This window comes from Youhaiella tibetensis (assembly GCF_008000755.1).
In the GTDB taxonomy this organism is placed as follows: domain Bacteria; phylum Pseudomonadota; class Alphaproteobacteria; order Rhizobiales; family Devosiaceae; genus Paradevosia; species Paradevosia tibetensis.
This window is the reverse complement of sequence record NZ_CP041690.1, coordinates 3,047,808-3,060,773: the sequence shown is the minus strand read 5'-3', so window position 1 is coordinate 3,060,773 and position 12,966 is coordinate 3,047,808. Positions and strand designations below refer to the sequence as shown.

Here is a 12,966-nt window from a genome sequence, read left to right as displayed (position 1 = left end):
GGCGTGATGCCGGCCGGGAGACTGCCATGCAAAATTGCATGTGCCAGGAAGCTTTTCATTTCCAGCCGTGTGGCTATGCTCCGCGCGCTTTGGAGATGGTCGTGTCAATCTGGCAGCGCATATCAACGGCGGTCGGTTCTTTCTCGCAGCGCACGGGCGTTGCGGGAACGCTTGCCAACGCGCTCGATCCCGATAACTGGCTGCCCGGCGGGCGCGACGCCGCGTTCACGCTCGCGCTCATCGCGCTCTCCGCCAAGATGGCGGTTTCGGACGGGGTGGTGACGGCGTCAGAGATTCGCGCCTTCTACAAGACCGTCGAGGTGCCGGCCGGCCAGGAGCATCAGGTCGAAAAGCTCTTCGACATGGCCAAGCAGGACGTGGCCGGCTACGAAGCCTATGCCCGCAAGATCGGGCGGTTCTTCCGCGACCAGCCCGAGACGCTCGAGCATGTGCTGGATGGCCTTTTCGTCATCGCCTCGGCCGACGGGCTCATCCATGAGGCCGAGCTGGATTACCTCAAGTCCGTGAGCGATCTTTTCGGGTTCGACGATGCGCGCTTCGAGCAACTCGCGGCCCAGCATGTGCTGCTGTTCGACGAGGGCACGGACCCCTATATGGTGCTGGGCCTGGCCCAGGGCGCCAGCAAGGAAGAGGTGCGCAAGGTCTACCGGCAGCTGGTGGCCGAGCATCACCCGGACCGGCTGATCGCCAAGGGCGTGCCCGAGGAAATGATCGGGGTGGCCACCAAGCGCATGGCCGCAATCAACCAGGCTTACGCACAGATCACCAAGCAGGCTGCTTGACGCACGGGGCGTCGCGCCCCTACATCCGCTTGCCAGTTGACCGGGTGGCCGCTTCGCGCTTGCGGAGAGGAAAGTCCGGGCTCCATCGAAACACGGTGCCGGATAACGTCCGGCGGGGGCGACCCCAGGGAAAGTGCCACAGAAAGCAAACTACCCCGGCTCCGGCCGGGGAAAAGGTGAAAGGGTGCGGTAAGAGCGCACCGCGGACCCCGCAAGGGGGACGGCATGGTAAACCCCACCGGGAGCAAGACCAAATAGGGATGACATGGAGCTTCGGCTCCAGCCGGTTTCGTGGCCTGTCATCCGGGTTGGTTGCTAGAGGGGTGCGGCAACGCACCTCCCAGAGGAATGGCCGCCACGCGGGGGCAACCCCGCCCTACAGAACCCGGCTTATAGGTCAACTGGCATTCTTCCTTGGCGCGACGGCCTTCTCGAGAACCTGGCGGATGTAGCGCTGGTACGGCATATGCTCCTGCCGGGCGCGGGCCTTTACGGCCTCAAGCAGCTGTTGCGGAACGCGCATGCTGATGTTTGCGTCCTTGGCCTTGAACTCGTATCGAACCGGCTCGCCTCCGCTCAGGTCGAACTGGGTGAGGTCGGCGTTTTCGACGAAATCCTCGGCTTCCTTGTCAGTCCTGAACGTCGGGACGGGCGGCTTGCTGTTGCTCATAGTGCCGGATCTCCTTGTCATGCATGTAGCGCGCGCTGATCGGTCGCAGGCGCAGACCGGTGCCGCTCTCCCGGATCGTATAGACGATGAACACGTAGCGGCCCGAAGGCGCCTTGCCGATGCCGCGCATGCGCGGTTCGTCCGGAAACGGATCGGGAAGCCGCATCAAGAGGCCCGACGTCAGCAAGCCTTCGATTTCCGCAGTGGACACGCCGTGCTTCTGGCACTTGTCCAGGTTGCCTTCGTCCCAATCAAGTTCGACGTCTGTTGGTGCAGTATATACGTTTGTCATGACAAATGCCAAGCCTGAGAGGCCGAGTTTCTCATCTCGGTCGCTCACGCGGCTATCGTCACAAATCCCATCGCGCCGGCTATTTTCGCGGTGGCGGGTCCATGGGAAACAGAATCTTAAACGCTGTGTCGCAAATTGCGAGGATCAACCGCGAATGCGGGTAGTTAGCGCACCGGCGGGCGGAGCCGGGCATGGAGTTGCGTCGTCGATGGGCCAGCGTATCGCGCCCGACAATCAGGAGCCGCATGTGCCGGTCTTGCTGGCGGAGGTGCTTTCGGCACTCCAGCCGCTCAAGGGCGCGCGCATCGTGGACGGCACCTTCGGCGCCGGTGGGTATTCGCGCGCGCTGCTCGAAGCGGGGGCGCAGGTCATCGCCATCGATCGCGACCCCAACGTGGCCCCGCATGTGGAGCGGCTGCGCAGCCAGTTTCCCGACAGTTTCGAATTCGTCCCGGGGACGTTTTCGCGCCTCGACGAGGCGGTCGGCGGCCGGCCGGTCGAGGGCGTCGTCCTCGATATCGGGGTATCCTCGATGCAGCTCGACGAGGCCGAGCGCGGCTTTTCGTTCATGCGCGAAGGTCCGCTCGACATGCGCATGGCGCAATCGGGCGAGAGCGCGGCGGACCTGGTCAATACGCTCGACGAAACCGAGCTCGCGAACCTCCTCTATGCCTATGGCGAAGAGCGCAAGTCGCGGCGGATCGCCCATTTCATCGTGGCGGCCCGCGCCAACGAGCCCATCACCACCACCACCCAGCTTGCGCGGCTGATCGAGAAGGCCATCGGGCGCAAGCCCGGCGACGCGCATCCGGCCACCCGCAGCTTCCAGGCACTGCGGATCGCGGTCAACGCCGAGTTCGACCAGCTCGTGGAAGGACTTTTCGCTGCCGAACGCCTGCTCCCCGAAGGGGGACGGCTGGCGGTGGTGACGTTCCATTCGCTCGAGGACCGGATCGTCAAGCGCTTCTTCGATCCTGAAAAGGGCGGCCCGGCGCAATCGCGGCACATGCCGATGACAGCGGCGCCCGAGCGGCGCTGGATCAAGGTTGCCAAGGCGGTCAAGCCCGGCGAGGACGAACTGGCGCGCAACCCGCGGGCGCGCTCGTCGGTGCTGCGTTCGGCCATCCGCTCGGAAGCGCCGGCGCGCGCGGTGAGCTTCGACGGACTGGCTGTGCCGACCGTGAGGGGAGCGGCATGATCCGGACCCTCAACATCGTCTTCACGCTGACCAGCATTGCCGCGCTCGTGGGCGTCTATGCGCTCAAGTATTCGGTGGAAGAGACGGCGAGCGCCAAGGCGGCGATCGAACACACCATCTCGCGCCAGGAGGCGGACCTGTCGCTGCTCAAGGCGGACTGGGCCTATCTCAACCAGCCCGCCCATGTGGGCCCGATCGTGACGCGCCACGTCGACCAGCTCGGGCTGCAGCCGCTCAAGCAGGCGCAGATATCGAGCTTCGACATCATCCCCATGCGGCCGGAGGCGCCGGACAACGACGCCATGACGGCCCTCTTCGAGTCCCTGGAATCCGGCAACGATCCTGCCGACGCGCCGCTACAGGGTTTGCAGTAATGGCCATCATTTCCGCCGACGCCAACGAAACCATTGCCCTGATCGGGGCACGCAAGGCGCGCAGCAACCTGACCAAGGCGCGCATCCGCTGGGTCATCGCGGTGCTGGTCGCCGTGTTCCTGGTCGTGTGCGGGCGACTGGTGCAACTGGGATATGTCGATACCGACACCACCATCGAAGGGCAGACCCGCGACCTCATCTCGGCTACCCGTCCGCCGATCCTCGACCGGAACGGGATGGAGATGGCCGTCGATATCCGCGTACCCTCGCTCTTTGCCGAACCGCGCCGGATCATCGACGTGGACGAGGCGGTCGAAAAGATCCGCACGGTGCTGCCGGATCTCGACCGCAACTGGCTGCGCAACCGGCTCGAAGGCGACAAGGGCTTCGTGTGGATCAAGCGCGAGCTTACCCCGGCCATCGAGGAAAAGATCATGCGCCTGGGCATTCCGGGCCTCGATTTCCTCACCGAGAGCAAGCGCTTCTATCCGGGCGGCAGCGAAGCTTCCCATATCCTGGGCGCGGTCAACATCGACAACCAGGGCATCGCCGGCATCGAGCGCTCCATGGACAAGGAGGACGTGGCGCTGCTCCAGTCCATCGGGCTTGCCCGCGGGCAGGCGCTGGCGCCGGTGAACCTTTCGATCGACCTGCGCGTACAGCACGCCATGCACGATCAGCTTGCCGATGCGCTGGTCCGCTACCAGGCGGTGGCGGCGGCGGGCGCCATCATGGACATCCATACCGGCGAGGTCATCGCCATGGTGTCGCTGCCCGATTTCGACCCGAACGATCCGAGCACGGCGCTGGTCGAGGGGCGCATGAACCGCATCACCTCGGGCAAGTTCGAGCTGGGTTCGACCTTCAAGACCATCGCGTTCGCGGCCGCACTCGACAGCGGGTCGGTGCGGATCGGGGACAGCTTCGATGCGCGGTTCGGCGTGCGCTTCGGACGGTTCACGATCGACGACTTCCACGGCAAGCACCGGATCCTGTCGGTGCCCGAGATCTACAAGTACTCGTCCAACATCGGCACGATCAAGATGATGCAGGCGATGGGCAAGGACAACTACCGGGCCTTCCTGACGCGTCTGGGATTCGATGATCCGCTGGTGACCGAGCTGCCCGAGCGTACGACCACGAACGTGCCCAAGACCTTCTCGGAGATCGTGGCGGCCACGGCCTCGTTCGGCCACGGCCTCTCGATCACGCCCATGCATATGCTGGCCGCCTATGCGGCGCTGGCCAATGGCGGCAACTACATCACCCCGACCTTCTATCGGCGCACGCCCGAGGAGGCGCAGGCGCTCTACCGGCGCGTGGTTTCGCCCCAGACCAGCGCAGAAATCCGCTCGCTGATGCGGCTCAACGCGCTCGAGGGCTCGGGCACGCGCATGAACAAGCTTTCGGACGGGTATCGGGTCGGCGGCAAGACCGGCACGGCCGAAAAAGTCGTCAACGGGCGCTATGTGACCAACGGTCTCAACCTCAACGTCTTCGCCTCGGTGTTCCCGCTCGATGCGCCCGAGTATGCGATGATCGTGCTGGTGGACGAGCCCAAGCGTGAAAATGCCCAGTCGGGCGACACCGCCGGCTGGAACGCCGGCGAGGCGACCGGCCGTATCGTGGCGCGAATTGCGCCCATGCTCGGAATTGCGCCGAACTTCGATAATTCTATTGACGACCGGCTCGTTCCCAACTCAATGCGCTAGGATTGCGCCATCGATCCCCTGCCAGAAGGCCCAAGGATTTGCCCACAATGCTCTTAGAATTGCTCAAAGATGCCGTCGCGGTCGTGCCAGAAGGCTTGCCGGGCATAATCAAGGGCGTCAACGCCGATAGCCGCGCCATCCAGAAGGGCGAGGTGTTCTTCGCGCTGCCGGGGCAGACCGTACACGGGGACAAGTTCGTCGAGCAGGCCGCAAAGCGCGGCGCAGTGGCCATGGTGACCGACCGCGAGCCTCCCGCCGATCCGGGTATTCCAGTGCTGGTGGTCGACGACGTGCGCGCCGCCTATGCGCGCGCGGCCGCGCGGACGCTGGCGCCGCAGCCCGAAGTTGCGGTGGCGGTGACGGGCACGAATGGCAAGACCTCCGTGGCCTCGTTCGTACGCCAGATCTGGGCGGCGAACGGCTTTGCCGCCGCGAGCGTCGGGACACTGGGCATCGAAACCGCCAGCGGGCTGGAGGCGGGGCAGTTGACGACGCCGGATGCGCTGAGCCTCCATCGCAGCCTCGCCGCGCTCAAGAGCAAGGGCGTCGACCATGTCGCGCTCGAGGCGTCGAGCCAGGGCCTCGACCAGCGGCGCGTCGACGGCATCCGTTTCCAGGCGGTCGGGTTCACGAACCTGACCGACGACCACCTCGAATACCACCATGGCATGGAAGGCTACCGCGAGGCCAAGCTGCGCCTGTTCAAGGAGCTGCTGATCGAGGGCGGCTCGTCCGTCATCAACACCGATGATCCCGAACACATGCCGTTCCTCTTCGCCTCGCTCGATCGCGGCGCGACGCTGCTGACGGTGGGCACGGAAGGGGCGTTCTTCGAGATCAGCAAGATCCAGAACAAGGGTTTCGGCCAACTGGTCACGGGGCGCCTGGTGGGCGAACCGGTGGAATTCCTGCTGCCGCTGACCGGCGCCTTCCAGGTGAGCAACGTGGCGGTGGCGCTGGGCATGGCGATGGCGACTGGCGCGGTCAAGGAAAAGAGCATCCCCGCGCTCAACAAGCTCAAGGGCGCCAAGGGGCGCCTGGAGCTGGTGGCCGAGCACAATGGCGGGGCGGTGTTCGTGGACTATGCCCATACCCCCGACGCCCTCAAGAACGCGCTGGAATCGCTGCGGCCCTATGCCAAGGGCAAGCTGATCGTCGTGTTCGGCGCTGGTGGGGATCGCGACAAGGCGAAGCGCCCGCAGATGGGCGCGATTGCCAAGGACCTGGCCGACCGCGTGATCGTGACGGACGACAACCCGCGCACCGAAAATGCGGCCTCCATCCGCGCGCAGATCCTGGAAGCGGTGGGCAATGCCGAGGAGATCGGGGATCGCGCCGAGGCCATTCGCGCCGCCGTCGCCACGATTAAGCCCAACGATGTGGTATTGATCGCGGGCAAGGGGCACGAGGACTACCAGATCATCGGTACGCTCAAGCACCACTTCTCCGACCATCAGGTCGTGCTCTCGGCACTCAAGGGATTGTAATGGCAAGTCTGTTCACGGTTGGCGAAATCCTGGCCGCCACCGAGGGGCGCGCAGAGGGGCTGACCGCGGACGGCGTTTCCTCCATTTCCATCGATTCGCGTGAGATCGGCCCGGATGCGCTGTTCGTGGCGATCAAGGGCGACCGGTTCGACGGGCACGATTTCGTGGGCACCGCGCTGGCCAACGGAGCCAGGGCTGCGCTGGTGAGCGCGGACAAGGCCGGAGCGCTCGAGGGCGCGCTGGTCGTGGTGCCCGATGCGCTGGAGGGCCTGCGCAACCTCGCCCGGGCAGCGCGGGCGCGCAGCAACGCGCGCATCGTGGCGGTGACGGGCAGTGCCGGCAAGACCACGACCAAGGAAGCCATTCGCACCGTCCTGGGCGCCGCGGCGCCGACGCATTTTTCCATCAAGAGCTTCAATAACCATTGGGGCGTGCCGCTGATGCTGGCGCGCATGCCGCGAGAGGCGCAGTTCGGCGTCTTCGAGCTGGGCATGAACCATGCCGGGGAGATTTCCCCCCTGACGCGGCTGGTGCGCCCGCATGTGGCGGTGGTGACGACGGTTGCCGCGGCGCACCTGGAATTCTTCGACTCCATCGAAGGCATCGCGCGTGCCAAGGCCGAGATCTTCGAAGGGCTCGAGCCGGGCGGGGTAGCGGTGATCAATGCCGACCACGACCATGCGGGCCTGCTGGTCGAAATGGCCAGGGCATCGGGCGCGGGGAAGGTGGTGACCTATGGCTTTGCCGAGGGCGCAGACTGGCGCATCGAGCGGGCCGAGGCCGCCGACGGGCACATGCATGCCGTGGTGCGCCATGGGGGCGCCACGATCCCGCTTTCGATCAAGGCGCAGGGGCGGCATATGGTGGCCAATGCCGTGGCGGCGCTGGTCGTGGCGGAGGAATTCGGCGTCAATCGCGATGCGGCGGTTTCGGCGCTCGCCCAGTTCGGGGCACCCGAGGGCAGGGGCGAGACAAGCCGGCTCGGACCGCCGGCCAAGCCGCTGCTGCTGATCGATGAAAGCTACAACGCCAACAGCGCCTCGATGGCCGCGGCAATGGATGTTTTCGCCGGCCAGTCGGCCGCGCCGGGCGGGCGCAAGGTGCTGGTTCTGGGCGATATGCTCGAGCTGGGCGAAAAGGGCCCTGCGCTTCATGCCGCACTCAAGGATGCGGTGCTTGCGAGCGGGGCCGATGCCGTATATCTGGTCGGCTCCAGCATGGCGGCACTCGCCGATGCCCTGGGTCCGCAGGCGGTTACGGACCACAAATTCACCACCGATGAGATAGCGCAGAGCGTTCTCGCCGGCCTTGCCTATGGCGACGCAGTTATGGTCAAAGGATCGAACGGCGTGCGGCTTTCCGGGCTGGTCAAGCAGATTCGCGAACGCTTCGCGTAAGAGAGCCGGAACGAGGTTTCGAGGCATGCTGTATTTCCTGGGGCAGTTGGGTGAGCACCTCACCGCCTTCAACGTCTTCCGCTACATCACCTTCAGGACCGCCGGCGCCATGGTGACGGCGCTGTTCTTCGTGTTCCTGTTCGGCCCCGGCATGATTTCGGCACTGCGCATCCGCCAGGGCAGGGGCCAGCCGATCCGCGAGGATGGCCCGGCTTCCCATCTGGTGACCAAGAAGGGCACGCCCACCATGGGCGGGCTGATGATCCTTTCGGGCGCGGTTATCGCGACGCTCCTGTGGTCGAACCTGGCCAACGGCTATGTGTGGGTGGTGCTGTTCGTCACCATCGGGTTCGGCGCCATCGGGCTCTATGACGATTACCTCAAGGTCAAGCGCATGTCGCACAAGGGCTTTGGCGGACGCCAGCGCCTGCTGATCGAGGCGCTGATCGGGGTTATCGCGTGCTACGCGATCTCGGTGCTGGGCGATCCCTCCATCTCGACTTCGCTGATGTTCCCGTTCGTGAAGGGCCTGGCGGTCAACCTGGGCTGGGGCTTCGTGCTGTTCGGCGCATTCGTCGTGGTGGCGGCGGGCAACTCGGTGAACCTCACCGACGGCCTGGACGGCCTAGCCATCGTTCCGGTGATGATCGCGGCGGGCTGCTTCGGGCTCATCGCCTACCTCGTGGGTAACCAGAATTTCGCCGACTACCTTTTCATCAACTACGTGCCGGGCACGGGCGAGCTCTCGGTGGTGTGCGGCGCGCTGATCGGGGCGGGGCTGGGCTTCCTCTGGTTCAACGCGCCCCCGGCCCAGATCTTCATGGGCGACACCGGCTCGCTGGCCCTGGGCGGCGCCCTCGGCTCGATCGCGGTGGCGACCAAACACGAGATCGTGCTGGCGATCGTGGGCGGGCTCTTCGTGCTCGAAACAGTCTCGGTGATCGTGCAGGTGGCCTCGTTCCGCCTCACGGGAAAGCGCGTCTTCAAGATGGCGCCAATCCACCATCACTTCGAGCACATGGGCTGGACCGAAAGCCAGGTGGTGATCCGCTTCTGGATCATCTCGTTCGTCCTGGCCCTGATCGGCCTGAGCTCGCTCAAGCTGCGCTAGGCCATGCCTCGGCGGCATCCCGCTCCACGAGGGCGGGATGCAAATCCGGAATCGCAAACTGCAATTCTGGTTGGAAATCGGTAACCAACACACTGCTACATTTCGATTCAGTTTGTACCGAGTAGGGACCGGACTTCTCCGGCTCATCCAATGCTGTTTTCGCGTGCCAGGAAGACGCCACTCGCCGAATGGTGGTGGACGATCGATCGTGAGTTGCTGGCCGCCCTCATCCTCCTGATGATCGCGGGTATCGTGCTAAGCTTCGCGGCAAGCCCGCCGGTGGCCGAGCGGCTGGGGCTGAGCCCCTGGCACTTCATCATCCGCCACGCGCTGTTCTGCGTGCCGGCGCTGGGCGTGCTGGTGGGAACCTCGTTCCTCGGGCACCGGCAGACGCGCATCTATGCGCTGGTGGTGCTGGCGATCTCGATCGCCCTGCTCTGGGCGACACTTCGCTTCGGAACGGAGGTCAAGGGCGCGCGGCGCTGGATGTCGTTCGCCGGGCAATCGATCCAGCCGTCTGAATTCGTCAAGCCGGCCTTCGCGGTCATCGGCGCGTGGCTGTTTTCCGAAAGCATGCAGCTCAAGCACGTGCCGGGGCGCATTCTTGCGACGGGCATCGCCGCCATCATCATCGGCGGGCTGCTGCTGCAGCCGGACGTCGGCCAGACCGCACTGATGCTCGCCACCTGGGCGGCGCTGCTGTTCCTGTCGGGCATCTCGTGGTGGCTGATCTTCGGGCTGATGGGCGCGGGCGTGGCCGGGGTGTTCGGCGCCTATATGCTCTTTCCGCACGTGTCGCGGCGCATCGACACCTTCCTCAACCCGGAAGGGGGCGGCAATACCTACCAGGTCGACAAGGCGCTCAGCTCTCTGCTCGAAGGCGGATGGTTCGGGCGCGGCCCGGGCGAGTCCATGGCCAAGAAGGTCATTCCGGACGCCCATGCCGACTATGTGTTCTCGGCGGCGGCGGGCGAGTTCGGCATTCTGTTCTGCCTGCTGCTCGTGTGCCTGATCGCCTTCATCGTGGTGCGCGCCCTCATGGGGGCGCAGCGCCAGCAGAGCCTGTTCGCGCGGCTCGCCGCCTCGACCCTGGCCATCCAGTTCGGGCTGCAATCGGCCATCAACCTCTCGGTGAATTTGAATCTGATCCCGCCCAAGGGTATGACGCTGCCTTTCGTCTCCTATGGTGGCACCTCGATGATCGCGATCGCCTTCGGCATGGGGCTGATGCTGGCCCTGACCCGTGAGAAGCCCGAAGAACGCATGGCCACCGGCCTGCCGGCCTATCGCAGCGCATTGGCGCCCGCCGAATGAGCCTCTTCGTCCTTATGGCAGGCGGCACCGGGGGGCATCTCTTCCCGGCCATGGCGTTGGCGCAGGAGCTGCTCCGGCGCGGCCACACCATCCACCTGATGACCGACCACCGGGTGACCTCGTACGGCGCCGATTTTCCGGCGCGCGAGGTTCACATCGTGCCCTCGGCCACGCCCTCGATCCGTAACCCGGTCAAGTTCGTCACCGCCGCGTTCAAGATCCTGTGGGGGACGGGGGTGGCGCTGGGCAAGCTCGGGCGGGTCAAGCCCGATGCGGTCATCGGCTTTGGCGGCTATCCGGTGTTCCCGCCCTTCCTTGCCGCAAGTCTTTCGCGCATTCCGGGCGTGCTGCACGAGCAGAACGCGGTGATGGGCCGCGCCAATCGGGCCCTGGCGCGCTTCGCCCGAGTGGTGGCGCTGAGCTTTCCCGAGACCAAATTCGCCGACGAAACCTCGACCGAGAAGGTGGTGACGGGCAATCCGGTCCGCGACGTGGTGCGGGCAGTGGCCGGCACGCCCTATCCCGATTTCGGCGACAAGGAGCCGCTGCGGCTGCTGGTGTTCGGCGGGAGCCAGGGCGCGCGCGCCTTTGCGGACCTCGTGCCGGCGGCAATCGCCACGCTCCCTGTCGAGCTGCGCCAGCGCCTCGTGGTCGCCCAGCAGTGCCGGGCAGAAGACCTCGACCGGGTGGCGGAGGCCTACCGGCAGGCCAAGGTCAATGTCGAACTGGCCGCCTTCTTCAGCGACCTGCCCGAGCGCATGGCCAAGAGCCATCTGGTGATTTCGCGCTCGGGGGCATCCACCATCGCCGAGCTGTGCGTCGTCGGGCGTCCGGCCATCCTGATCCCGCTGCCGGGCGCCATCGATGCCGACCAGAAGAACAATGCGCTCTTCATGGACAAGGCCGGGGGCGGCTGGATTGCCGAACAGGCCACGCTTTCGCCGCTTTCGCTTGGCACTCGCCTGACCTCACTTTTGAGTGAGCCGCAGTCGCTGGCGCAAGCTGCCGCTGCCGCCAAATCCCTTGGGCAACCGGCCGCCGTCGAGCGCCTTGCCTCGCTGGCCGAGCGCCTTGCCGGCAAGAAGTCTTAGGAGAACGCCCATATGAAGATGCCGCGCAATATCGGCCCGGTCCATTTCGTCGGTATCGGCGGTATCGGCATGAGCGGGATCGCCGAGATTCTGCACAACCAGGGCTACACCGTGCGCGGCTCGGACGCGGCGGCCAATGCCAATGTGCAGCGGCTGCGCGACATGGGCATCGTCATCGAGATCGGCCAGAGCGCGGACAACCTCAAGGACGCTTCGGTGGTGGTGGTCTCCTCGGCCATCAAGAAGGACAATCCCGAACTCGTCGCCGCCCGCGCGCGCTCGCTGCCAATCGTGCGGCGCGCCGAGATGCTGGCCGAGATCATGCGTTTCAAGAACGCCATCGCCATCGGCGGCACGCACGGCAAGACCACGACCACGACGATGGTCGCCACGTTGCTCGATGCCGCCAATTTCGATCCCACCGTCATCAATGGCGGCATCATCAACGCCTATGGCACCAATGCGCGCCTGGGCGGGGGCGAGTGGATGGTGGTGGAAGCCGACGAGAGCGACGGCACCTTCGTTAAGCTGCCGGCCGACGTGGCCATCGTCACCAACATGGATCCGGAGCACCTGGACCATTACAAGGACTTCGCGGCGGTCAAGCAGGCCTTCCTCAACTTCGTGGAGAACGTGCCGTTCTACGGCTTCGCCGTGATGTGCCTGGATCACCCGGAAGTGCAGGCGCTGGTCGGGGAAATCCGCGACCGGCGCGTCATCACCTACGGGCGCAACCCGCAGGCCGACGTGCGGCTGGTGGATCTCGAGGTCATCGACGGGGTCAGCCACTTCTCGGTGGAAATCCGTGACCGCGTGCGCATGACGCAGTTGCGCATCGACGGGCTGCAACTGCCGATGCCGGGCGAGCACAACGCGCTCAACGCCACGGCGGCCATCGCGGTGGCCGACCAGTTGCACATTCCGGCCGAAGCCATCCGCAAGGGGCTCAAGAGCTTCTCGGGCGTCAAGCGCCGCTTCACCAAGACCGGCGTGGTCAACGGCATCACCTTCATCGACGATTACGGGCACCATCCGGTGGAAATCTCCTCGGTGCTCAAGGCAGCGCGGCAATCGACGAGGCGCGATGTCATCGCGGTGGTGCAGCCGCACCGCTACAGCCGCCTCCATGACCTATTCGACGACTTCTCGGCCTGCTTCAACGACGCGGACACGGTGCTGGTGGCGCCGGTCTATGCGGCGGGCGAGCAGCCGATCGCCGGGGTGACCAACGAGGAACTGGTGACCCGCATCACCAATCGCGGGCATCGCGACGCGCGCGTTATCGACGGGCCGGAAAAGCTCGCCGCCATCGTCGCAGAGCGCGCGGCCAAGGGCGACTATGTCGTGCTGCTGGGCGCGGGCAACATCACCCAATGGGCCGCGGCGCTGCCGGGCGAAGTGGCCAAGATCGTGGGTGGCGAGGTCGAGGGGTGAGGTACCGGGTGGGGCTGCCCCCACCCTTGTTCCCTCCCCCACAAGGGGGAGGGAGACCTGCCGGCGCGATCGAGCCTCATCGC

General features: G+C 65.6%; 12 protein-coding genes and 1 other RNA gene. 11 read left to right on the top strand and 2 right to left on the bottom strand.

Annotation, left to right across the window (positions count from 1 at the left end; translation table 11 throughout):
* Positions 1-95: 95 nt before the first annotated feature.
* On the top strand, positions 96-803 hold the full coding sequence (locus tag FNA67_RS14985) for a J domain-containing protein (protein ID WP_082202173.1): 708 nt from the start codon (positions 96-98) through the stop codon (positions 801-803).
* A gap of 32 nt (positions 804-835) precedes the next feature.
* Positions 836-1,212, top strand: an RNA gene (rnpB, locus tag FNA67_RS14980) — RNase P RNA component class A.
* Here the strand turns inward: rnpB and FNA67_RS14975 are convergent.
* The gene (locus tag FNA67_RS14975; RefSeq protein WP_147656639.1) at positions 1,201-1,473 is read right to left on the bottom strand and encodes a CopG family antitoxin; all 273 of its coding nucleotides are present in this window, start codon (positions 1,471-1,473) and stop codon (positions 1,201-1,203) included. The two genes, rnpB and FNA67_RS14975, sit on opposite strands and share 12 nt — an antisense overlap.
* Positions 1,433-1,813 (bottom strand): BrnT family toxin, encoded by a 381-nt coding sequence (locus FNA67_RS14970; protein ID WP_244616359.1) that lies wholly within the window; start codon positions 1,811-1,813, stop codon positions 1,433-1,435. Before FNA67_RS14970 ends, FNA67_RS14975 begins: the two co-directional genes overlap by 41 nt.
* A 160-nt stretch (positions 1,814-1,973) precedes the next feature.
* Here FNA67_RS14970 and rsmH point away from each other — a divergent pair, with 160 nt between their 5' ends.
* The 9 genes from rsmH (at position 1,974) to murC (ending at position 12,883) form a co-directional block, all read left to right on the top strand.
* Entirely contained in the window at positions 1,974-2,963 is a 990-nt protein-coding gene (rsmH, locus tag FNA67_RS14965; RefSeq protein ID WP_147656637.1) for a 16S rRNA (cytosine(1402)-N(4))-methyltransferase RsmH, read from the top strand.
* On the top strand, positions 2,960-3,337 hold the full coding sequence (gene ftsL, locus FNA67_RS14960; protein WP_049705913.1) for a cell division protein FtsL: 378 nt from the start codon (positions 2,960-2,962) through the stop codon (positions 3,335-3,337). Before rsmH ends, ftsL begins: the two co-directional genes overlap by 4 nt.
* A complete protein-coding gene (locus FNA67_RS14955) occupies positions 3,337-5,049 on the top strand; it encodes a peptidoglycan D,D-transpeptidase FtsI family protein (protein ID WP_147656635.1) in 1,713 nt (570 codons plus the stop codon). Before ftsL ends, FNA67_RS14955 begins: the two co-directional genes overlap by 1 nt.
* Before the next feature lie 47 nt (positions 5,050-5,096).
* Positions 5,097-6,536: a UDP-N-acetylmuramoyl-L-alanyl-D-glutamate--2,6-diaminopimelate ligase gene (locus tag FNA67_RS14950; protein WP_147656633.1), complete on the top strand. Its 1,440-nt coding sequence runs from the start codon at positions 5,097-5,099 to the stop codon at positions 6,534-6,536.
* The gene (locus FNA67_RS14945) at positions 6,536-7,933 is read left to right on the top strand and encodes a UDP-N-acetylmuramoyl-tripeptide--D-alanyl-D-alanine ligase (RefSeq protein WP_147656631.1); all 1,398 of its coding nucleotides are present in this window, start codon (positions 6,536-6,538) and stop codon (positions 7,931-7,933) included. The genes FNA67_RS14950 and FNA67_RS14945 overlap by 1 nt, the downstream gene beginning before the upstream one ends.
* Positions 7,934-7,958: 25 nt before the next feature.
* Positions 7,959-9,044, top strand: a complete 1,086-nt coding sequence (gene mraY, locus FNA67_RS14940) for a phospho-N-acetylmuramoyl-pentapeptide-transferase (protein ID WP_049705909.1) — start codon at positions 7,959-7,961, stop codon at positions 9,042-9,044.
* A 153-nt stretch (positions 9,045-9,197) separates the two neighbouring features.
* The gene (locus FNA67_RS14935; RefSeq protein ID WP_049708059.1) at positions 9,198-10,358 is read left to right on the top strand and encodes an FtsW/RodA/SpoVE family cell cycle protein; all 1,161 of its coding nucleotides are present in this window, start codon (positions 9,198-9,200) and stop codon (positions 10,356-10,358) included.
* On the top strand, positions 10,355-11,449 hold the full coding sequence (gene murG, locus FNA67_RS14930; RefSeq protein ID WP_049705908.1) for an undecaprenyldiphospho-muramoylpentapeptide beta-N-acetylglucosaminyltransferase: 1,095 nt from the start codon (positions 10,355-10,357) through the stop codon (positions 11,447-11,449). The genes FNA67_RS14935 and murG overlap by 4 nt, the downstream gene beginning before the upstream one ends.
* A 12-nt stretch (positions 11,450-11,461) precedes the next feature.
* The gene (murC, locus tag FNA67_RS14925) at positions 11,462-12,883 is read left to right on the top strand and encodes a UDP-N-acetylmuramate--L-alanine ligase (protein ID WP_049705907.1); all 1,422 of its coding nucleotides are present in this window, start codon (positions 11,462-11,464) and stop codon (positions 12,881-12,883) included.
* The last annotated feature ends 83 nt before the right edge of the window (positions 12,884-12,966 follow it).

Bases quoted from the DNA above. Each gene is read 5' to 3' on its own strand.
- FNA67_RS14950 (WP_147656633.1), top strand. From the start codon at position 5,097: ATGCTCTTAGAATTGCTCAAAGATGCCGTCGCGGTCGTGCCAGAAGGC.
- FNA67_RS14955 (WP_147656635.1), top strand. From the start codon at position 3,337: ATGGCCATCATTTCCGCCGACGCCAACGAAACCATTGCCCTGATCGGG.
- murC (WP_049705907.1), top strand. From the start codon at position 11,462: ATGAAGATGCCGCGCAATATCGGCCCGGTCCATTTCGTCGGTATCGGC.
- murG (WP_049705908.1), top strand. From the start codon at position 10,355: ATGAGCCTCTTCGTCCTTATGGCAGGCGGCACCGGGGGGCATCTCTTC.
- rsmH (WP_147656637.1), top strand. From the start codon at position 1,974: ATGGGCCAGCGTATCGCGCCCGACAATCAGGAGCCGCATGTGCCGGTC.
- FNA67_RS14945 (WP_147656631.1), top strand. From the start codon at position 6,536: ATGGCAAGTCTGTTCACGGTTGGCGAAATCCTGGCCGCCACCGAGGGG.
- mraY (WP_049705909.1), top strand. From the start codon at position 7,959: ATGCTGTATTTCCTGGGGCAGTTGGGTGAGCACCTCACCGCCTTCAAC.
- FNA67_RS14985 (WP_082202173.1), top strand. From the start codon at position 96: ATGGTCGTGTCAATCTGGCAGCGCATATCAACGGCGGTCGGTTCTTTC.
- ftsL (WP_049705913.1), top strand. From the start codon at position 2,960: ATGATCCGGACCCTCAACATCGTCTTCACGCTGACCAGCATTGCCGCG.
- FNA67_RS14975 (WP_147656639.1), bottom strand. From the start codon at position 1,473: ATGAGCAACAGCAAGCCGCCCGTCCCGACGTTCAGGACTGACAAGGAA.